This window comes from Bradyrhizobium sp. 197, assembly GCF_023073375.1.
Taxonomy (GTDB): domain Bacteria; phylum Pseudomonadota; class Alphaproteobacteria; order Rhizobiales; family Xanthobacteraceae; genus Bradyrhizobium.
Genome location: NZ_JADPJJ010000055.1, coordinates 317,048 through 338,094, shown reverse-complemented (window position 1 = coordinate 338,094; position 21,047 = coordinate 317,048). Strand labels below are relative to the sequence as shown.

Below are 21,047 nucleotides of genomic sequence, written 5' to 3'. Positions count from 1 at the left end.
GGGATGTCCGATACCGTCGCCTCATCACAGGCTTCTCCGCGCCGCGCCGGCTCGCAGGCGTGGTGGAATGCCGTGAACGCCTGGCTGCTGCTGTTGCCGGCGGCAGTGCTGTTGATCGCGTTCACCCATTACCCGATCCTCGCGACGGTCCGGCATTCGCTGTTCATTACACGCCGCAACGGCACCGAGGTCTTTGTCGGCCTCGACAGTTATCAGGCTATGGCGGCCGACCCGATCTTCTGGAAGGCGCTGGTCAATAATTTCTGGTTCGCGCTCGGCACAGTTCCGACGTCGATCGCGCTGGCGCTGGTCATGGCGATCTGGGTCAATCGCAACATGCGCGGCCGCGGCTTTCTGCGTTTGGCCTATTTTACTCCGACCGTACTGCCGATGATCGCGGTCGCGAACATCTGGCTGTTCTTCTACACCCCGGACTATGGGCTGCTCGATCAGTTGCGCGGAAACTTTGGCCTCGCCGGCTGGAATTGGCTCGGCGATCCCTCGACGGTCATGGGCTGCCTGATCGTCATGGTGATCTGGAAGGAAGCCGGCTTCTTCATGATCTTCTATCTCGCGGCCCTCCAGCAGCTCTCGCCGGATCTCGAAGAGGCTGCGTCCATCGAGGGGGCGAGCCGATGGTACACATTCCGCCGGATCACGTTCCCGCTGCTGATGCCGACCACTCTGTTCGTCGCGATCAACGCGGTCATCAACTCGTTCAAGCTGGTCGATCACCTCGTCATCATGACCAAGGGCGGTCCTAACAACGCCAGCACGCTGTTGCTCTACTACATCTACGAAGTCGCCTTCACGTTCCAGGATTCATCCTACGCGGCGACGTTGACAGTGGTGCTTCTGGTGCTGCTGAGCGCCGTCGCGCTGATCAAGTTCGGCTATCTCGATCGCAGGATCCACTATCAATGAGAGGCCGGACACATCCCATCGAGGCTGTCGCCGCGTGGCTTCTGGCGCTGATCTGGCTCGCGCCGCTGGCCTACGCCTTCTGGAGCGCACTGCATCCGGCCGCCTATGCAACGTCGTTCAGCTTGTCCGCACCCTGGACGCTGGAGAACTTCGCCCGCGCCTGGAAGCAGGCGCCGTTCGCCCGCTACTATCTCAATACGATAGTGCTGGTGACGCTGGTTCTGGTCGGGCAACTCATCCTGTCGACGCTGGCGGCCTATGCGTTTGCGCGCTTCAAGTTCAAGGGCAGCGGCATCGCCTTCGCGCTTGTCCTGCTGCAATTGATGATCATGCCCGACGTGCTGATCGTCGAGAATTATCGCGCAATTGCCAAGCTCGGCCTGCTGGACACAATCCCTGCGATTGCGTTGCCTTATCTCGCCAGCGCCTTCGGCATCTTCCTGCTTCGGCAGACTTTTAAAAGCGTCCCTCAGGAACTCGTCGATGCGGCCCGGGTCGAAGGGTCTGGACCATTAGGGATTCTCTGGCGGGTCTATGTCCCGCTGGCGCGTCCGACCTACGTGGCATTCGGCCTCGTGTCGGTCAGCTACCACTGGAACAATTTCCTGTGGCCGCTGATCGTGACGAACTCTGTCGAAGCGCGCCCGCTGACCGTGGGCCTTGCGGTGTTCGGCGCGCCGGAGACCGGCGTGGACTGGTCGGTCATCACGGCGGCAACGGTGATGACTATGGCACCGCTGCTGATCGCCTTCCTGCTCTTCCAGCGGCAGTTCGTCCAATCCTTCATGCGCGCGGGAATTCGTTGATGCGGCTTCTTACCTGGAATATTCAGTGCGGCAAGGGTTGCGACGGCGTTACTGATCTGGCGAGGATCGTCGAGGTCGCAAGGGACACGGTGGATGCCGACGTCTTCTGCTTCCAGGAGGTGAGTTCGAACTTCTCCAGGCACGACGGGGGAGGGGATCAGAGCGCAGAGCTCGCCGCGCTGCTGCCGGGCTACATGGCGATATTTCGGCCTGCGATCGAAACCGTCGATCAGGCAGGCCAACTGCATCGCTTCGGCAACATGACCCTATCGCGCCTGCCGGTCGTGCAGATCAACAACCACATCCTGCCGTGGTCTGGCGCAGGCACGGTGCGCAGCATGCGGCGCCATGCCCTGGAAGTAACGGTCCAGACTGCGTTTGGTGCGATCCGTATCGTCAATACCCATCTCGAATATTATTCGGTCGCCCAGCGGGAGGCGCAGATCAAGCGTTTGCTGGACCTGCAAGAGGATGCATCGATCAGTCCCAAGGCACCGGCCGGAGGGCCCGTCGAGCCCTATGAAAGCCAGACGGTCGCCGCGTCCAGCCTGATGTGCGGCGATTTCAATTGCGACGTTGCCGATCCCCAGCACGCCATGATCGATCAATCGAATCGGCCGGGCCTCAACTATCGCGATGCCTGGACGGCTAGTCGTCCAGACCGGCAGCGGTCGCCGACCTGCGGGCTATACGATCACGCGCAATGGATAGCAGGACCTGATTGCCGAGATTTTATTTTCGTGACGGAGGATTTGGCCAGCCGTGTCCTTGGCGTCGATGTTAATGGCAAGACAGATGCTTCCGATCATCAGCCGCTCTTCATCGAATTGGCGGATTAGAGGGGCGGAGTCGAGGGTTCCTACTAAGCGTCCGCCGCTGCCCAAGAGCTTGAATGTGATTGCACTTATTTTGTCTCCATGATCACGCGAGCCAGCTCCGACGGATTCTCAACAGCTGAGAAGTGTCCCGTATTCTTCAGCGTCACGATCCGCGCGGTTGGAATGAGCGCCCGTGTGCGTTCGCGTTCATTGGGCCGAGACCAATCGCTGTCGCCATAAATGAGCGTCACAGGCGCCGAGATTTGCCGATAGTCATCGCGTGCCTTGCTCCAGGATCGCCAGCCCGCCAGCACCTTGCGTGCGATCCGCTTGTATCCCGGGCGGCGGGCCACTTCATCGAACTCAGCGAGCAGATCGGCCGGCAGTTTGCGCGGGTCGTGATATCCGCCGCTCATGATCTTGCCGAGGACCAGCTTGTTTTCGAGCGATGCATTCATCGCGCCGAGCAACGGGACCTGCAGGCTTCCGATGATGAAATTCGAGAACCAGTTGCCGCGTCGAATGCCGTCCCCGTAGCGGGTCTCGTAGTCGTAGGGGTTGATCGCATAGACGCGCTTCACCCGCTGCGGAAGCGACGCCGCCACCGTGAGGGCCAATGCCCCGCCGATCGACTCGCCAACGATCGTGACCTCCGAGAGATTAAGCTCCTCGATGAAGCGAATGACGGACTGCCTGAAGTAGGGCTCGTCGAAGCTCGCGCTCGGATCTATTGGTGAGTGGCCGTGGCCTGGGAGGTCAATGGCGTACACCGTGTGCGATCTGGCGAGGAGGGGCGCAAGACTGCGGAAATATTCGAGCTGGGTCCGGATCGTATGTATGAGGAGCAGCGGGGGCCCGCTGCCGGTCTTTTGAAAACGGACGCTCAGCGTATCCGATATCTTCAGCAGGCTTGGTTTAACTTCAGTCATGCTGAGCATTCGATCTCTCCGTGCTTCGAGGGGCGCGCGCTTTCAAGCGGCAGCGGCGTCGCGAACCTGTTCGGCCGCGGCATCCAAAAGCGCCTGAGCCAGCTCGGGGTCGTTGACGACGCGCGATAGCGTCACGGCGCCGACCATCGTCGCGAGAATGGCCATGGCCTTGGCGCGGTCGGCCTCGCCGCCAGTCTGGGCAACGAAGCGGCCGATCACGTCGAGATGCGCCTTGATCCCCGTTTCGAATTCCGCCTTCACGCCGGGGCCCTGTCGGGCGGCATCTGAACCGAGTGCCACGATCGGGCAGCCGTCCATCCTTTCTCCGCGATGGTCGCCGCTGAGGTAAAACGCGATCACCGTGCCGAGCGGATCATCGGGATTCTTGGCGGCCGCGTCCGACCATCGGCCGGAAGCGCTCTCCAATGCCCGCCTGGACGCCTCGACCGCCAAATCTTCCTTGGACTCGAACTGCTTGTAGAAGGCGCCCTGGGTCAGTCCGGCGGCCTCCATCAGATCCTTGAGGCCGATGCCATCAAAGCCGCGCTCCCTGAAGAGGCGACTGGCCACATTGATCACGCTCTGGCGGTTCTCCGCAGCTTGAATGCGACTTACCCGCATTTTGGACCTCCATTTGGATTTCGATTGACATCTATATGATAGATAGAGGTCGAATGCAATCTATCAAGTGGGCGGGATAGATTGGCACCGCAGAAAGGTCCCCGTACCGATTTCCCTTAATCACACTCCCGTGATAAGGCTTATTTAGATTGCGGATGAACTCTAATCCAATTATAGAGGTCAAACGAAATCTAAGCGGCATGGAGATGGCGATGAAAAAGAGCAGACTTGTGGTCCTGGCTGGTGTGCTGATCGCGGCGTCTGGCGCGGCTGTGCTTGCTACTCTTGCCATTCCCACTCATGAGGCCTCCGCGGCACGCGACCCGAGGCAGGATTCGCCGATGGTCAGCCTGGTGGCGGCTGCACGGGTGGCCGGAGCCGATCGCGGCTTCACCGGCGTTGTGGGCGCGAGAGTGGAAAGCAATCTCGGTTTTCGCGTTCCCGGCAAGATCGTCGAACGGCTGGTAAATGTCGGTCAGCAGGTCAAAGCCGGCGAGCCGCTGATGCGGATCGACGAAACCGATCTGCGCCTTGCGCTTACGGCGAAGCGCAACGCCGTGGCCGCAGCGCGCGCAACTGTCGTTCAGACGGATGCAGATGAGCGGCGATACGCCAATCTGGTCAACGACGGATGGACTTCCAAACAGCGCTACGAGCAGGCGAAGGCCGCGTCGGACACGGCCAATGCGCAACTCGCCGCGACCGAAGCGGACGCTCGCGTCGCGGAAAACCAGGCGACCTACTCCGTCCTGGTCGCGGATGCGAACGGAACGGTCATGCAAACGCTTGGCGAGCCGGGGCAAGTGGTCTCCGCGGGCCAGACGGTCGTCCGGCTTGCACAGTCCGGTCCTCGGGAAGCTGTGGTGGCGCTCCCCGAAACAATGCGGCCGGCGATCGGTTCGCTTGCTGAGGCGAGCCTGTATGGGAGCGATGGGCGCTTTATTGCGCATCTCCGGCAGTTGTCGGATTCCGCCGATGTCCAGACCCGCACCTATGAGGCCCGTTACGTGCTCGATGGTGAGGCCGCGGCGGCACCGCTTGGCGCGACGGTCACCATCCGGCTTGCAAGCCAGGGGACTCTGCCGGAAGTCCAGGTGCCGCTGGGAGCGGTGCTCGATGACGGCAGAAAGACCGGCGTTTGGGTGTTCGACAGCGGCACCTCGACGGTACGCTTTCAGCCCATCAAGCTTGTGCGTGTGACCAGCGAAAATGCCGTTATCTCCGGGCTGAGCTCAGGTGCTCGGGTTGTCTCGTTGGGCGCACATCTCCTGCAGGAGGGCGCTCACGTCAGGACTGCCTCCGAAAGCAGGAGTAACTGATGAGCCTCAATCTTTCAGCGATCGCCGTTGGAGAAGTCAAATGCTGTACAGTTACATTGTCAAAAAAGAAATCCGAAAGACCTTTGACCACGTCAACAACGCTGGGATGAAGCGGTGAAAGCAGTCGCGCCGCATGTCCATCACCGCGTTTCCGGCGCCCACGCGCTTGGTGGTGAGCGCCACGACAAAGAAGCCCTGCGCCGCTGGTTTGAGCGCCTCGGCCGAGTCCTGCCCACTCTCCATCTCACGGTCAACCACATCTGGGTGAAGGGCTGGCCGTGGCACACTACCGTGTTTGCCCGGTGGGACGCCACCGCAACGCTGCTCAACGGCGACGCGTCGTACGTCAACCGTGGTCTCCACGTGTTCACCCTGCGGTGGGGTAGAGTCTATGCACTCGAGGAATTTCAAGATTCACAGGAAGCGGCCCGTGGGCTTGCCGCCCAAGCGGCAGCTGGCCTCAAAGAAGCTGTCGCCGAACCGATTGTAAACTAGCAGAAGAAGCGCAGTCAGAGGCCCGCGTTCTTTAGGTAAGCGCGGTTCACTTGGTGCCCACCTGCTGCAGGACGGCGCGAGCGTTAGGACGAACGTCGAGGAAATAGGAGTGGCCAAATGATGAATTTCAATCTTTCCGCGATTGCCGTTCGCGAACGGGCCGTAACCCTGTTCTTCATCGTCCTGCTGGCGGCCGCGGGCGCCTACGCCTTCCTCATGCTCGGGCGCGCGGAGGACCCCTCCTTCACCATCAAGACCCTGACGGTCACGACGGTATGGCCAGGTGCGACGGCTCGCGAGATGCAGGACCAGGTCGCCGAACCCCTGGAGAAGCGGATTCAGGAGCTGACCTGGTACGACCGGGTGGAGACGACCACACGGCCGGGTTATGCCTACATGACCGTTACTCTGAAGGACAGCACACCGCCATCCGTCGTGCAGGAGGAATTCTACCAGGCCCGCAAGAAGCTCGGGGATGAAGCGCGCAAGCTGCCGTCCGGTGTGCTCGGCCCCTTCATCAACGACGAATATTCGGACGTGAGCTTCGCCCTTTATGCCCTCAAGGCGAAGGGCATGCCGATGCGGGAGCTCGCCAGGCAAGCCGAGACCATTCGCCAGGATCTCCTGCACGTATCCGGCGTCAAGAAGATCAACATCCTCGGTGAACGCCCCGAGCAGATATTTGTCGAGTTTTCCTATCCCAAGCTGGCAACCCTCGGTGTGTCGGCGCAGGATATCGTCGCCGCCTTGCAGCGGCAGAACACCGTTACACCGGCAGGCTCGATCGACACGAAGGGGCCCCAGGTTTTCATCCGGGTCGAGGGGGCCTATGACAGCGTCCAGGCAATCGCCGACACACCGATCGTCGCTGCCGGGCGAACGCTGAAGCTGTCCGACATCGCCGAAGTCCGTCGCGGTTACGAGGATCCTCCCACCTACCTCATCCGGCACCAGGGCGAGCCCTCCATCATGCTCGGGGCGGTCATGCAGGAGGGCTGGAATGGCCTCGCGCTCGGCAAGGCGCTGGAGGAGAGGTCCGCAGCGATCTCCCGGACGCTGCCACTCGGGATGACGCTGGCCAAGGTCAGCGACCAGGCCGTCAACATCTCCTCGTCGGTTGACGAATTCATGATGAAGTTCGCGATGGCGCTCGGCGTGGTGCTGCTGGTCAGCCTGCTCAGCCTCGGCTGGCGCGTCGGAATCGTTGTCGCGGCTGCCGTCCCTTTGACGCTTGCCGTCGTGTTCCTCATCATGCTGGAGACCGGCCGTTTCTTCGACCGCATTACGCTGGGCGCCCTTATCCTGGCGCTTGGCCTTCTCGTCGACGACGCCATCATAGCCATCGAGGTGATGGTGGTGAAAATGGAAGAGGGCATGGACCGCATCTCGGCGGCAGCCTATGCGTGGAGCCACACTGCGGCACCGATGCTGTCAGGAACACTCGTGACGATCGCAGGCTTCCTGCCGGTGGGCTTCGCGCGATCGACGGCCGGCGAATACGCCGGCAACATCTTCTGGGTCGTGGGATTCGCTCTCATCGTCTCCTGGATCGTCGCGGTGGTCTTCACGCCCTATCTAGGCGTCAAGATGCTGCCCGCGATCAAACCGATCGAAGGTGGTCACCACGCGATTTACGGTACGCCAAACTACCGGCGCCTGCGCGCGCTCATTACCTTCGTCGTGCGCCACAAGTTCGTGACCTGTGGCATTGTCGCCGTCGCTTTCGCGCTTTCCGTCGCCGGCATGGGTGGGCTCAAACAGCAGTTCTTCCCGACGTCCGACCGCCCCGAAGTTCTGGTGGAAGTTCGTCTGCCGGAAGGCACCAGCATCGAGACGACGACTGCCACCGTCGCAAAGCTCGAACGCTGGCTGGACGGCCAGTCGGAGGCCAAGATCGTCACGAGCTATGTCGGTCAGGGCGCTCCGCGCTTCTTCTTCGCGATGGCGCCGGAGCTGCCCGATCCGGCCTTCGCAAAGATCGTCGTGCTGACACCGGACGCGGAAGCGCGCGAGGTCTTGAAGCATCGGCTCCGACAGGCGGTGTCGGACGGGCTCGCGCCTGAGGCCAATGTGCGCGTCACGCAGCTTGTGTTCGGACCGTACACGCCATTCCCTGTCGAGTTTCGGGTCATGGGGCCCGACCCGGCGGAATTGTACGCTATCTCTGAGAAAGCGCTCGGTATCATGCGGGGCGTTCCCGATGTGCGCCAGGCGAACCGCGATTGGGGTGATCGCACGCCCGTGCTCCGCTTCATCCCGGATCAGGATCGGCTGAACCTGATCGGCCTTTCGCCCGCGGAGGTGGGCCGGCAACTCCAGTTCCTTCTCACTGGCATCACCGTGACGCAGGTCCGCGAGGACATTCGCAATGTCCCCATCGTGGCGCGCAGCGCCGGCGGCGAGCGGCTGGATCCGACGCGACTGGCGGATTTCTCATTGATGAGCCGAGACGGCCGCGCGGTTCCACTCGACCAGGTCGGCCATTCGGAAGTCCAACTTGAAGAACCGATCATGAAGCGTCGCGATCGCACCCCGGTCGTCATGATCAGGTCGGACATCAACGAGGCAACCCAACCTCCGGAGGTCTCCAAGGACATCAAGACGGCCCTTCAGCCGCTGATCGCATCTCTTCCGGCCGGTTATCGCATCGAGCTGGGCGGATCGATCGAGGAGGCAACCAAAGCCAACGACGCGTTGGCGACGATCTTTCCAGTCATGATTGCCGCCATGCTGATCGTCATCATGCTGCAGGTCCGGTCCTTCTCGATGATGGCCATGGTCGTGCTGACCGGACCACTCGGCCTTGCCGGCGTCGTGCCGATGTTGCTGATCTTTCACCAGCCCTTCGGATTCAACGCCATTCTGGGCCTGATAGGCCTGGCGGGCATCCTGATGCGCAACACCCTGATCATGACGGACCAAATCAAGGAGAACCTTGCCGCCGGCCTTGATGACTATCACGCCGTCATCGAGGCCACGGTGCAACGCACGAGGCCCGTGATCCTGACCGCGCTTGCCGCCGTGCTGGCGTTCATTCCCCTCACGCATTCCGTTTTCTGGGGATCGATGGCCTACGCGCTGATTGGTGGCACGGCGGTCGGCACGGTGCTGATCCTGCTGTTCCTGCCTGCGCTTTATGCCGCGTGGTTCCGGATCAAGCCGACAGCAGATGAGATGCATGAGGATTCGACGGCAGAGCCTGAATTGACTCCAGTCATGGCTGCCGAGTAGCTCTATGGGCGGAGCAGACGGCTCAAATTCTCGCCTGGCTGCGCTTGAGTTTAATAGCGAACGCTCATGCAGATTTCGAGCCGTCGAACGATTCTCAGGGTTGCGAGATCGAACGCCTCGCGCAGCTGAAGGTCATCTGAATTCGGGCCTCGGCGCGCGACTATTGTCGAGCGGCGATGGCCGTGATCTCGAGTCTGACGCCCGGACCGAGATCGGCCACGCCGATTGCGGCGCGCGCCGGCAGATGAGCTTCTGCAAAATGCGCCTTCCAGGCCGCATTGAACTCTGCCTTCTCCTTGAGGCTGGTCATGTAGATGGTCACCTGCAAGACGTTGGTCAGATCGGATCCGAGGGTCTTCAGTAGCTGCGCCAGCTGCCCGAGCACGTCGTTCGCCTGGCCCGACATATCGAGGCTCGTGTCCTCGGGGACGATCCCACCGATGTAAAGCACGCCATTATGCTCGACCGCTTCGTGGAGCAGACCTTCGTAGGGCAAGACGCGCTTGATCATGATGAGACCGATGTTGCTGTGGGATGGGCGGCATATCGCACATTTCAATGTCACTGTCGTTGCAAGAGATTTCGCAGTGCTTCCTAAGACGAATTGCACTGCTCGAATAAGGCTTGGTAAGGCGTTGAAAATAAAAGTAGAAAACTGGCCAACAAATCGCCGCCGGTCGTTCCCTCGAACGTCCGCCAAGCCGTCCTTGCACGAGCGCCCGGCATTTCCGCCGACCCTGATCCCGACGACATCGGGAAACGGATCGTTATACTGCCAACCGAATTGACACGGGACGGGCCGGGACCGTGCCACGCCCGGAACAAGGATCAGACGATGGACGATACGATTGGCTTCCCCGACCCCGGCCTCGACCTGTCCGACGGCTTCAAGCCGCACACTTCGCATTGGGGCGTGTTCTCGGCGCGGCAAAGCGAAGCCGGGCTCGAGGTCAGGGCCTATGCGGGTGATCCCGATCCGAACGGCATCATCGACAATTTCCCCGGCGCGCTCCGCCACCAGGCCCGCATCACCCAACCCGCGATCCGCCGCGGCTGGCTCGAACGCGGTCCCGGTCCCGACGATCGGCGCGGCCGCGACGAATTCGTCTCCGTCAGCTGGGAGAAGGCGCTCGATCTGCTCGGCGACGAACTGGCACGCATCCGTGACACGCGCGGCCCCGGCGCGGTGTTCGGCGGCTCCTATGGCTGGTCGAGCGCGGGCCGCCTCCATCACGCGCAGAGCCAGGTGCATCGCTTCCTCAACATCGCCTTGGGCGGCTATGTGCGTTCGGTGAATTCCTATTCCTCCGGCGCGTCCTCGGTGCTGCTGCCGCAGATCCTTTGCGGCTACGAGGACATCACCAAGCGCAATGTCACCTGGGAACAGATCGCTGCCGACACCGAGATCGTGCTGGCGTTCGGCGGCATGGCGCTGAAGAACTCGATGGTCGCCGGCGGTTCGATCAGCAAGCATGTCGAGCGCGGCGCGATGGAGGCTGCGCACCGGCGCGGCTGCGAGTTCATCCTGGTCAGTCCGTTGCGTGAAGACCTGCCTGTCGAGGCCGGCGCCGAATGGATGACATGCGTGCCCGGCACCGACACCGCGCTGATGCTCGGCATTGTTCATACCCTGGTCGCGGAAAACCTCCACGACCAGGGTTTCCTCGATCGCTACACCGAGGGCTGGCCCGTCTTCCTGCGCTATCTCAGTGGCGATAGCGACGGCCAAGCCAAGGACGCCGAATGGGCCGCAGCGATCTGCGGCGTCGATGCGGACAGGATTCGGCAGCTCGCGCGCCGGCTCGCCGGCAAGCGCGCGCTCATCACCGTCTCCCATTCGCTCCAGCGCGCCGAGCATGGCGAGCAGCCGGTGTGGATGGGCATGGTGCTGGCGGCGGCGCTCGGCCAGATCGGCCTTCCCGGCGGCGGCTACGCCTATTCGTTAGGCGCGATCGGCTATTACGGCCGCCGCGTCAACGACGTGCCGGGGCCGACGCTGGGGCAGGGCCGCAACGCTGTCCGCGATTTCATTCCGGTGGCGCGCATCGCCGACATGCTGCTCAACCCTGGAAGCACCTATCGCTACAATGGCGAGACGCGCACCTATCCGGACATCCGCCTCGTCTACTGGGCTGGCGGCAATCCCTTCCATCACCACCAGGATATCAACCGCCTGCGCAAGGCGTTTGCGAAAGTCGACACGCTGGTCGTGCACGAGCTCGCCTGGACTGCCACGGCCCGGCATGCCGATATCGTGCTGCCCTCGACGATGACGCTCGAGCGCGAAGACATCGGATATTCCAGCAACGATCCCCTGATGGTCGCGATGCACCGGATCGCCGAGCCGTTCGGCCTTGCGCGTGACGACTACGAGATCTTTGCCGATCTCGCCGACCGGCTCGGCGCGCGCGAACCCTTCACCGAGGGGCGTACGTCACGTCAGTGGCTCGAATATCTTTATGAGCCGACCCGTGCTTCGCTCGAAGCGCGTGGTTTGCAGGCCCCGAGCTTCGAAGAATTCTGGCAGCGCGGCAGCCTGGTCGTGCCGCAGCAGCCCGACGACGGCGGCCGGCTGCGCCGCTTCCGCGACGATCCCGTCAATCACGCTCTGCCGACGCCGAGCGGCCGCATCGAGATATTCTCGCAAAAGATCGCGGGCCATGGCGATGCGGATTGTCCCGGTCATCCGGTCTGGCTCGACAAGACCGATATGCCGACGCCCGGCGCACCGTGCTTCCTGGTCGCCAACCAGCCGGTGACGCGCCTGCACAGCCAGCTCGATTTCGGCGGACATTCGCTTGCCGCAAAACATCGCGGCCGCGAGGTCGCGCGCATGAATCCGCGCGACGCCGACGCGCGCGCTATCAAGGACGGCGACATCATCCGTCTGTTCAACGAACGCGGCGCCTGTCTCGCCGCGGTCCACGTCACCGACGAAATCGCGCCGGGAATCGTGCAGCTCCCGACCGGCGCCTGGTACGACCCGATGGACCCCGAAGAGGACGCGCCGCTCTGCGTGCACGGCAACCCGAACGTTCTTACCCGCGACATCGGCACCTCGTCCTTCGCGCAGGGCTGCACCGGCCAGCTCACGACGGTCGAGGTCGAGAAGTTCACCGGCAATCTGCCCCCGATCCGGGCGTTCGATCCGGTGTAGGTCCATGAAGAAAAAGAGGCCGCCCTGTGTGGGTGCAGGGGCGGCCCCGAGTGACTCGCGGGCCCGGGAGGAGGAGGGCGCGAGCCTGTGCGTTACGCGGCTGCGCTGATCCAGTCGCTCTCCAGAGAACGACGGCGCGGCGGCAGCGCTTGCATCTCGTGCCGTTGTCCCTTGCTGGCGAGGCGCCAGCGTGCCGGAGACTGATCGCTGATGCGCTTGAAGACGGTCGAAAAATGCGCCTGCGTGCTGAAGCCGACGGCAAGCGCGATCTCGGCCAGCGGCCGCTCTGTGGTCGCGAGCAGCGTCTTGGCATGCTCGACCCGGTGATTGAGCAGATACTCGCGGGGACGGTAACCGGTCGCAGCGCGGAATTGCGCCGCGAAGTGCATTCTTGACAGGCCGGCGACATCAGCGAGCTCGGACAGGCTGATGCGGCGGTGGAAATGATCGGCGACATATTGCTCGACGCGCCGCAGCCGCCATTTCGGCAAGGCATTGACCCTGGCGCGCGGCGATTCCAATCGGGTGAGATGCATCGCAAGGGTCTGGCCGATGCAGCGCGTAAACTGGTGGTCCGCGGCGTCGCCGTGTTCGATTAGTGTCTTGGCAAGCTCCGCAGCGAGCGGGTCGCGCAACAGGACGAGGTCATTCAGTCCGTCGGTCCCGGAAAATTGCGCCGGAAAATGATCCGCGGAGATGTGAAAGTGCAGGAAGGCGCAGGGCGACTGGAATTGCACGCCGAGACGCTTCGACGGCGCGGTGAGATACAGCGTGCCCGCAGGCATGGTGCCGTCGAAAATGATCTGGCGCTCCCGGGTCAATTTGGCGCGCGTCGTCTTCAGGGCGATGCCGACGAAGTAACAATCCTGAGGTGTCGTCGCGTCGTGCGACGACGTGCTCCGCGCGTCTTCCCATCGCGAGATCGCGACGTCCTCGACGGCAGCCTCGGGGCCGCGATCGATCTGACGCCAATGGCTCTCCCGAGTGATCGCCTGGGTTGCTCGGGGGATCTCGCGATCCTCCGGGCTGGCCGGAAAATCGATCCAGGAATGCGCCGCCTGCAAATTGGTCAACATCGCTCGTCCTCTCCCGAGTTTGCCGCTGCTTGCGACCGGCAAGCGCGCCAAACCCACGTTTTCCATGTTGAGAGGATAGGCGTGAGCTGGCCAGGAAGCCCGTTAGGGGTGATTAGGATCTGTTAGTTTTTGTGGGGGCGCATCAGGTGTGCGGCAGCTCGTCACAGGAAGCCCTGTTTGTACAATTTGTCAGATATTCGCGCAGCCCCGCCCCAACTCTGGAGAGCGCAGGCCACCGTTCAGGTACTGCACGAAACCATTGCACGGGTCGGGCAGGTTCGAGACCGCCGATCTCAGGGCGGCACAGCGCATACTGAACGAGCCTACTGCCTGGATCACGCGCGATCGGCTTGCCCTTCAAGGCGGCGAGCGGCGCGTTCGCGGTCGGACCAGACGAGTGCGGGTTCTGGCCCGTGATCAGGAGGCCGTTGCTGACGACGAGCGGCGTCCAGTTGGCCCTTTTCGAGAAGGTGGCGCCGAGGCGCAGCATCTCGTCTTCGACCAGGAACGGCACCACCTTGGTGAGGCCGACCGCCTCTTCTTCGCCGTTGGTGAAGCCGGTCACCTCGTTGCCCTCGACCAGCGGCTTGCCGTCCGGCGTCTTGACGTGGCGCAGCGCCGCTGGCGAATGACAGACGATCGCCACATGCTTGCTGGCGGCAAAGAACGACTCGATGTCGCGCGGGCCGCTACTCGAAAACGGCGTCGAAGATCTCGACGTCCATCAGCACGGGCTTGGCGACCACGGTTCCGTCGGGCCGCAGCGTCTGCGCACGTCGAAGCGTCGGCACCACGATGCCGCCGAAGCTGTCATGAGCCCAGGAATAATGCGCGACTTTCATCCCGAACAGATCGTGATCGTTTCGCCGTTGCAACGCGTTCTCGTCGAAATAGAAGATCTGCTCGGGCGCGAGCGTGATCAGGCTCGGCGGGAACTGCGCCCGCAGCCGCCGCCATGACTCCGTGTTCTCCTGCCACGGTGGCAGTTCCTCCACCACCACATCGGGATGGGCGAGCAGGAATGGATTGGTCAGATAATTCCAGATCGCGACGCCGCAGAAGAAGACGAGGTGCAGTTCGTCCGCAAGCGCAGGCGAGCCGACCTCGGTGAACGCAAGGCTCGGGTTACGCCAGGTCCGCAGCACCTCACCCTCCAGGCTCTCGATCGTGATCGCATCGGGTTGAAAGGATCCGGAGTGTTCGCCGCCGGTGATGCCGGTAAAGCGGACCGATTGCGTCCGGGTCGAACCTTCCGCCGTCACGTCTTTGAATTCCCTGGCATGTCCTGCGTTGGAGAACAGCGTTCCGCTGACGGAAAGGTGGAGCGTGAACCGGTTCAAGCTGTTCCAGCGGGCCAAACCGCCGCTGGCATCAATTACATCGTCAAGAAGCGCCATGTCCCGCCATATCCACCATGAAGTGCCACCACCATGGCGGGGCGGACGCGGCTTGGCGTGTTAGAAGTTGTTAGGAGTTGCGAGCGGATATTCTTGCGGTATCCCGTTGAAGATACTCTCAATTCAGGCCGCCCAGGAGCTCCCTCGCGGCGACCAGATCGCGGCTCTGGAGGCCCTCCTGGTACCGCGCGACGAGAGGGGTGAGCAGGGCGCGTGCGTCGACGGCCTTGCCGGCCCCCTCCCAGAGGCGGCCGAGGCTGATCGCTCCGCGGAGCTCCCAGCCGACCGCGCCTTGCCGCCGCGCCAGATCGAGCGATTTGTCCAGATAGCTCTCGGCCTCCGCAGCGTTACCCGACCGCGCAAGGATGTCGCCCTTGATCCTGAGCATCTCCGGCATATCGAAGGATTCGCCGTGATCGGGGATCTGGGCGATGGCCTCGTTGATCGTCTGCAACGCTTCGCCGGCCTGGTTCTGGGAGGCGAGGCCCTCGGCGAGCGCCGTCGCAAACACCGTCGTCATGATCCGGTGTCGCGTCGCGTACAGCGTGGCCTGGCTGCGGCGAAGGTGCTCGATGCCGCCCGCGACGTCGCCGCGGCGAAGCAGCAGCTCACCCTTCTGGCCGATGCCGACCGCGTGATAGGGGCCGAGGAAGTGCCGCGCGGAATGCTCGATCAGCCGCTCGATCAGGATTTCGGCATTGGCCCAGTCGCCGACCCAGAGGAACACGTAGATCGTCCAGATCAGGGAAATACCGAGAGTGAGCGGCTGTTCGAGCAACTCGGCCTCGCGAACGGTGTATCTGGCCGCCTCGATCGCACGATCGGGCCGGCCTGTGAGCCAAAGCCCGCGCGCCAGCGCCACCAGTGCGACAATGCGGTCGTCATAGCCGAGATGCCCGATATTCAGCCGCTGCGAGCCGGGATTGTGCACCATCGCGCTCTCGCAGAACTGCACCGCCTTGTCCTGGTTGCCGATCAAATGATGTGCGACGCCCAGCATCCATTCGACGTTCAGCGTGCTGGCGGAATCGTTCAGCTTCCGCGCGACGCTTTCGCTCTGTTCGCCGGTCCCGAGCGCGCCGTGAAAATCTCCGACCCTGGTCAGGTAGATGTGCAATCCGCGCAGCAGCCAGAGCTGCCAATGCAAATCCTCGAGCTCCCGGGCAAGCTGGAGACTGCGCGTGAATGCCGACCGGACCGTTTCGGTGTTGCCCTGCGTGAACATCGCGGAGACGCCGAGCGCGGCCTGCAACGTCATTTCATGGCGGCTGTCGATCGAATTCGTATCGAGAGGGACAAGTGCCTGCTGCGTCCAGCGATAGCACTCCGTCAGCAATGTCAGTTCGAGGAAGAACTGGGCCGCCGACGCTGCCAGATCCACGCCGATCGTTCGGTCTCCGCCCTCGGAAAAACTCCAGGTCAGTGCCGCCCGGACATTGGGCAGGTGGTCGGCATAGGGAAGGAAGCCGCCCGCCGTCTGCATGCCCGTGGATTTGAGCGCAATGTCGCGCAGGAAGTCGCGGTAATATTCGGCGTGGCCGCGTGCGGCGCCGCCAGCTTCCCCGTTCTCGACAAGCTTGTCCGCGACGAAGGCGCGCGTCGTGTCCAGCAGGCGATAGCGCAGCCGGCGCTCCGCAGGCGAGGTCGCGATCAGCGATTTGGAGAGCAGATTCGAGACCGCCTCGACGGCTTCCGGCTCGCCGATGCCCTGACAGGAGGCGACCGCAAGCGCGGCTTCCAGGGTGAACGGCCCGACGAACACCGACAATCCACGCAGCGTTGCGCTTTCGGCTGCCGGCAACAAATCGTAGCTCCAGGCGAGCGCTGCGCTCAGGGTCTGGTGCCGCGGGACAGCGGTGCGCCGCCCGCGCCATAGCAGCGAGAAGCGGCTGTCCAGCAGCGAGGCTGTTCCGGCAATGCCATAGGCGTTCACACGCCCGGCCGCGAGCTCGATCGCGAGCGCAATGCCATCCAGCCGCCGGCAGATATCGGCAACGAGCGGCGCATCTTCCTCGCTGAACTCGAAATCGCCCATGCTCTCGGCAATGCGCTCCACGAAGAGCTGGCTTGCGGGATAGGCAAGGATATCGGCGATACCGAGTCCGTCGCGCTGTGGCGGGCAATCCAGCGGAAACAGCCGATGGACCCGCTCACCTTCAGTGCGGAAGGATTCGCGGCTGGTGGCGAGAATATGCAGCTCGGGTGCTTCCCGCACGATGCGCTCGGCCAGGGGGGCGAGGTCGTCGAGGATGTGCTCGCAGCTGTCGAAGACCAGCAGCATCCGCCGGCTGCGCAGGAACGTCAGCAGCCCCGGCCTCGGGTCGTCGGAATTGACGGTCAGGCCCAGTGCGGCCGCAATCGTTCCAGGAACGAGCCGGGCCTCCGTCAGTGCGCCGAAATCGACGAAACACACCTGGCCGTCGAACGCCGGGAGCTCGCCATGCGCGACGGCCAGTGCGACCGAGGTCTTGCCGATCCCGCCTGGGCCGACGATGGTGACGAAACGATGCTGCGCCAGCTCGGCGGAAATTCTCTCGACCGCATCGTTCCGCCCGATCATTTTCGCGAGCGGCGAGGGCAGTGAGCGAGGTGAAGCCGCGGGCAGGCTGATCCGGCTCTCCAACGGGGCAGCCCGGAGCAGCGGGGCCGCGAAACAATAACCGCGTCCGGGGACGTTGACGACGTAGCGGGCGCCTTCGCCGGCATCGCCCAACGCCTTGCGCAGCGTTGTGATGTGGAAGCGCAGGCTGCCTTCATCGACGTTCACGTCGGCCCAGATGCGCTTGATCAACTCCCGCTTGTCCACCACCTCGCCGGCGCGCTCGGCGAGAAAAACCAGGATGTCGAGCGCACGGCCGCCGAGGTGAATCGGGGCGCCGTCCTTCTCGAGCAGCCGCGACTTTGCGAACAGCCGGAATGGACCGAAAGCGATGGCCGAATCCTGGTCGTTAGTGTCCGGCACGGGCCAATGATTCCAGTGAAAGGGCTGACATCCGCACTTTGATCTACCAGAACGGAACCCTGAGTAAACTGGTCGAAAGTGGCGAAATCGGGTGGCGGCTGCAATTGGCCGGTTGCGCGACAATCCGTAGCAAATTTTGCTCAAACGCAGCATTTGCGAAGTGATCGGGACAATTCGGCAGCGTGCTTGGCCGCCGAACTGACAGTTCGGAGTCCGACCGTCGTACCGCCGATCATAACAAAAACTTGCAACGTCTAACGAGCAAAGCGCGCGAACTGCATCCAGTATGGCCTCCGAGTTACGCGCTATTTGCAACGGGGAGGCTATGATGTCCGGTATCGGTGCTCGGCCGAACGACCATGTCGTTCAATCTCAATTTGTCGCCAGTCTTGAGGATCAGTCGCGTGACTGGGAGCTCGTGCTGCGGGAATCCCACCATCGGATGAAGAACACGCTGACACTGCTGGGTGCGTCAGTTCGCCGCGATTTCACGCGGGCAGGCACCCGGGACGTGTCGCTTGCCGCGGACCGGCTCGAGCGGCGCATCGTCGCCTTCGGCAGGCTCTATCAACTCTTGTCCGACAATGGCGAGCATACGGCGATCCCGGTCGAGTCCTTCTTCGAAAACCTGTGCGCAGCGATTTCCGAGGCCGTGCTGGAGCCGGCGGGCATCCGCTGTGAGGCTGCCATTGCAAGCGGGACGCTGCCCGCATCGCAATGTCATAGGCTCGCGCTGATGCTGACGGAGCTGGTGACGAATGCGGCAAAGCATGCCTTCACCAACAAGAAGGATGCACTGATCCGCATCGACATGGTCGTTCGCGACGGCGCCTGGTTCTGCACGGTGGCCGATAATGGAATCGGCGCGACCGGGCCGCTTCAGGGCACCGGCAGCCGGATTCTCGAAGGACTCGCACGCAGCATCCGCGCCCGCCTGCACGGCGAGGCGGGAGAGGGCGGCACACGCGTGACCATCGTGATGCCGATCGCCGCTTGAAGCTCGTTTTAAATTCAATCAGGGAGTTCGAACATGGCTACCAACGAAATCGAACGCGACGCCGCGGCCAAGGGTTCTGAATCTCTCGGCGTTGATATGAGGCTCGAGGTGGTCGTGATCCCCGTGTCGGATGTCGACCGCGCCAAGGCGTTCTACACGCGTCTCGGCTGGCGACTGGACGCCGATTTTGCCTCCAGCGATGACTGGCGCGTGATCCAGTTCACGCCGCCGGGCTCGGCCTGCTCGGTGATCTTCGGCAGGAACGTGACGGCGGCGGCGCCCGGCTCGGTGCGGGGCCTGTACCTGATCGTCTCCGATCTGGAGGCGGCCCGACAGGATCTGCTCGACCGCGGAATCGAGGTCAGTGCTCCATTCCACGGTGCCGGCGATATTCACGCCGGCCACGACGAGCCATATTTGTCCGGCAGCGTTCGGGTCAACGGTGCTGACCCGAAGCGCGGCAGCTACAGCTCATTTGCCGCGTTCAGCGATCCCGATGGCAATGGCTGGCTGTTTCAGGAGATCACCACGCGCCTGCCCGGACGCATCGCGGGCGACGGCACGACATTCGCTTCGCAGGCTGCGCTGGCCGCGGCACTGCGCCGCGCGGCGGCGGCCCATGGCGAGCACGAAAAGCGGACCGGCGGGCACGACGCGAACTGGGCCGATTGGTACGCCGACTATGTCGTCCGCGAACAGGCCGGCGAGCCGCTCCCGTCCTGAGTTGCAGCGAACGTAGCTCCTGGCTTGGCCGACACGGCGCGCGATGACCTGGTCGTCGCGCGCCGTGTCGCATTGGTCTTGCGCGTATCGTCGTCTTCGCCCGCCTTGCATCGCGCGGACTCGCAACGGCTAACGCTCTCTAACAATCTATAACGAGCAAATGGCCGATGCTTGGGTCACTGTGTGGACAACGAACCGACGCATCGATTTGAATTCGGTCAGCGTCACCGACCACAGCAAGGGAGATCCAATATGACTAACCAAGCACGCACCGACATTCTCAATCCCGACCGCCGTCAACTGCTGACGCAGGCCGCGATGACCGCTGTTGCCGCAAGCGTATCGAGCTTGCTGCCGCTGCATCCGGCGAAGGCTGCTGCAAGCGGCGCCATCCGGCCGTTCCAGGTCAACGTGCCCGAGGAGGATCTGCTGGACCTCCGTCGTCGTCTCGCCGCAACGCGCTGGCCCGACCGCGAGATCGTCGCCGACCAGTCGCAGGGCGTGCAGCTGACGACGGTGCAGCAGCTCGTGCGCTACTGGCAGGACGGTTACGACTGGCGCAAGATGGAGGCGCGGCTGAACGCCTTGCCCCAATTCGTCACCGAGATCGACGGCGTCGACATCCACTTCATTCACGTCCGCTCCCGCCACGAAAACGCGCTGCCGATGATCGTCACGCATGGCTGGCCGGGCTCGATCATCGAGCAGATGAAGATCGTCGGCCCGCTCACCGATCCCACCGCACATGGCGCGAAGGCGGCGGACGCCTTCGATCTCGTGATCCCTTCGCTGCCCGGGCACGGTTTCTCCGGCAAGCCGACGGAACTGGGCTGGGACCCGCAGCGCGTCGCGCGCGCCTGGATCGTGCTGATGAAGCGCCTTGGCTACACCCGCTACGTGGCCCAGGGCGGCGATTGGGGCAACGCGATCACAGAGCAGATGGCGGTGATCGCGCCGCCGGAGTTGCTTGGTATTCACACGAACATGCCCGCGACGGTTCCTGACGAGATCGCCAAAGCGCTTCAGCCCGGCGGATCGCGGCCGTCCAACCTCTCGGCCGACGAGCGCTATGCTTACGATCAGCTCGACGATTTCTACAAGCACGGTCTCGGCTATGCGATCGAGATGGCGAACCGGCCCCAGACGCTCTATGGCCTGGTGGATTCGCCGGCAGGTCTCGCATCCTGGATGCTCGATCACGATGCGCGCAGCACTGCGATGATCGCGCGAGTGTTCGACGGCAAGACGGAAGGGCTGTCGCGAGACGACGTGATCGACAACATCACGCTCTACTGGCTCACCAACACCGCGGTCTCGTCGGCGCGACTGTACTGGGAGAACAAGCTGGTGTTCTTCGAGCCGAAGCACGTGAAGATCCCGGTCGCCGTCAGCGTCTTTCCGGACGAGATCTACGCCGCGCCGCGCAGCTGGACGGAAAAGGCCTATCCGAAGCTGATGCACTACAACCGCCTCGACAACGGCGGCCACTTCGCGGCCTGGGAGCAGCCCGTGCTGTTCTCTGCAGAAATGCGCACCGCGTTCCGCCCGCTACGTCAGTCGATCTGAAACGAGCAGGGACGCGCATTCCGCGC

16 protein-coding genes and 1 pseudogene are annotated in these 21,047 nt (G+C 63.1%); 10 read left to right on the top strand and 7 right to left on the bottom strand.

Annotated elements, in window-relative coordinates:
- Positions 1 to 3: 3 nt before the first annotated feature.
- The 3 genes from IVB27_RS13000 to IVB27_RS12990 are packed head-to-tail and all read left to right on the top strand — an operon-like array spanning position 4 to position 2,569.
- The gene (locus tag IVB27_RS13000) at positions 4 to 924 is read left to right on the top strand and encodes a carbohydrate ABC transporter permease (RefSeq protein ID WP_247443952.1); all 921 of its coding nucleotides are present in this window, start codon (positions 4 to 6) and stop codon (positions 922 to 924) included.
- Complete coding sequence (locus IVB27_RS12995; protein WP_247353546.1) at positions 921 to 1,730, top strand: carbohydrate ABC transporter permease; 810 nt, start codon at positions 921 to 923, stop codon at positions 1,728 to 1,730. Before IVB27_RS13000 ends, IVB27_RS12995 begins: the two co-directional genes overlap by 4 nt.
- Positions 1,730 to 2,569 carry an endonuclease/exonuclease/phosphatase family protein gene (locus tag IVB27_RS12990; protein ID WP_247443951.1) on the top strand — a complete coding sequence of 280 codons (840 nt, stop codon included), beginning with the start codon at positions 1,730 to 1,732 and terminating at the stop codon, positions 2,567 to 2,569. The genes IVB27_RS12995 and IVB27_RS12990 overlap by 1 nt, the downstream gene beginning before the upstream one ends.
- Before the next feature lie 65 nt (positions 2,570 to 2,634).
- Here the strand turns inward: IVB27_RS12990 and IVB27_RS12985 are convergent, their stop codons facing one another.
- Positions 2,635 to 3,486 (bottom strand): alpha/beta fold hydrolase, encoded by an 852-nt coding sequence (locus tag IVB27_RS12985; RefSeq protein ID WP_247443950.1) that lies wholly within the window; start codon positions 3,484 to 3,486, stop codon positions 2,635 to 2,637.
- Between the two features lie 33 nt (positions 3,487 to 3,519).
- Positions 3,520 to 4,098 (bottom strand): TetR/AcrR family transcriptional regulator, encoded by a 579-nt coding sequence (locus IVB27_RS12980; RefSeq protein WP_247443949.1) that lies wholly within the window; start codon positions 4,096 to 4,098, stop codon positions 3,520 to 3,522.
- Positions 4,099 to 4,310: 212 nt separating this feature from the next.
- Here IVB27_RS12980 and IVB27_RS12975 point away from each other — a divergent pair, with 212 nt between their 5' ends.
- The 3 genes from IVB27_RS12975 (at position 4,311) to IVB27_RS12965 (ending at position 9,143) form a co-directional block, all read left to right on the top strand.
- Positions 4,311 to 5,417 carry an efflux RND transporter periplasmic adaptor subunit gene (locus tag IVB27_RS12975; RefSeq protein WP_247443948.1) on the top strand — a complete coding sequence of 369 codons (1,107 nt, stop codon included), beginning with the start codon at positions 4,311 to 4,313 and terminating at the stop codon, positions 5,415 to 5,417.
- 114 nt (positions 5,418 to 5,531) lie between these two features.
- Positions 5,532 to 5,912 (top strand): nuclear transport factor 2 family protein, encoded by a 381-nt coding sequence (locus IVB27_RS12970; protein WP_247443947.1) that lies wholly within the window; start codon positions 5,532 to 5,534, stop codon positions 5,910 to 5,912.
- 120 nt (positions 5,913 to 6,032) lie between these two features.
- Positions 6,033 to 9,143 (top strand): efflux RND transporter permease subunit, encoded by a 3,111-nt coding sequence (locus tag IVB27_RS12965; RefSeq protein WP_247444033.1) that lies wholly within the window; start codon positions 6,033 to 6,035, stop codon positions 9,141 to 9,143.
- A gap of 160 nt (positions 9,144 to 9,303) precedes the next feature.
- Here IVB27_RS12965 and IVB27_RS12960 read toward each other — a convergent pair whose 3' ends face one another.
- Positions 9,304 to 9,654: a RidA family protein gene (locus IVB27_RS12960; protein ID WP_247443946.1), complete on the bottom strand. Its 351-nt coding sequence runs from the start codon at positions 9,652 to 9,654 to the stop codon at positions 9,304 to 9,306.
- Between the two features lie 324 nt (positions 9,655 to 9,978).
- On the opposite strand from IVB27_RS12960, the gene IVB27_RS12955 reads away from it, so the two are divergent.
- Positions 9,979 to 12,300: a molybdopterin guanine dinucleotide-containing S/N-oxide reductase gene (locus IVB27_RS12955; protein WP_247443945.1), complete on the top strand. Its 2,322-nt coding sequence runs from the start codon at positions 9,979 to 9,981 to the stop codon at positions 12,298 to 12,300.
- Between the two features lie 92 nt (positions 12,301 to 12,392).
- Here the strand turns inward: IVB27_RS12955 and IVB27_RS12950 are convergent, their stop codons facing one another.
- From IVB27_RS12950 to IVB27_RS12935, 4 genes and pseudogenes are all read right to left on the bottom strand, one after another.
- Positions 12,393 to 13,376, bottom strand: coding sequence for a helix-turn-helix domain-containing protein (locus IVB27_RS12950; protein ID WP_247443944.1), 984 nt, complete (start codon positions 13,374 to 13,376; stop codon positions 12,393 to 12,395).
- A 349-nt stretch (positions 13,377 to 13,725) separates the two neighbouring features.
- A pseudogene (locus tag IVB27_RS12945) lies at positions 13,726 to 14,052 on the bottom strand (type 1 glutamine amidotransferase family protein); the annotation flags it as partial.
- 13 nt (positions 14,053 to 14,065) lie between these two features.
- Entirely contained in the window at positions 14,066 to 14,773 is a 708-nt protein-coding gene (locus tag IVB27_RS12940; RefSeq protein WP_247353524.1) for a hypothetical protein, read from the bottom strand.
- Positions 14,774 to 14,891: 118 nt separating this feature from the next.
- Positions 14,892 to 17,735 carry an ATP-binding protein gene (locus IVB27_RS12935; protein ID WP_247443943.1) on the bottom strand — a complete coding sequence of 948 codons (2,844 nt, stop codon included), beginning with the start codon at positions 17,733 to 17,735 and terminating at the stop codon, positions 14,892 to 14,894.
- Between the two features lie 328 nt (positions 17,736 to 18,063).
- Here IVB27_RS12935 and IVB27_RS12930 point away from each other — a divergent pair, with 328 nt between their 5' ends.
- The 3 genes from IVB27_RS12930 (at position 18,064) to IVB27_RS12920 (ending at position 21,021) form a co-directional block, all read left to right on the top strand.
- Complete coding sequence (locus tag IVB27_RS12930) at positions 18,064 to 18,732, top strand: sensor histidine kinase (protein ID WP_247443942.1); 669 nt, start codon at positions 18,064 to 18,066, stop codon at positions 18,730 to 18,732.
- A gap of 33 nt (positions 18,733 to 18,765) precedes the next feature.
- A complete protein-coding gene (locus IVB27_RS12925) occupies positions 18,766 to 19,455 on the top strand; it encodes a VOC family protein (RefSeq protein WP_247443941.1) in 690 nt (229 codons plus the stop codon).
- A 252-nt stretch (positions 19,456 to 19,707) separates the two neighbouring features.
- The gene (locus IVB27_RS12920; protein WP_247443940.1) at positions 19,708 to 21,021 is read left to right on the top strand and encodes an epoxide hydrolase family protein; all 1,314 of its coding nucleotides are present in this window, start codon (positions 19,708 to 19,710) and stop codon (positions 21,019 to 21,021) included.
- Positions 21,022 to 21,047: the final 26 nt, after the last annotated feature.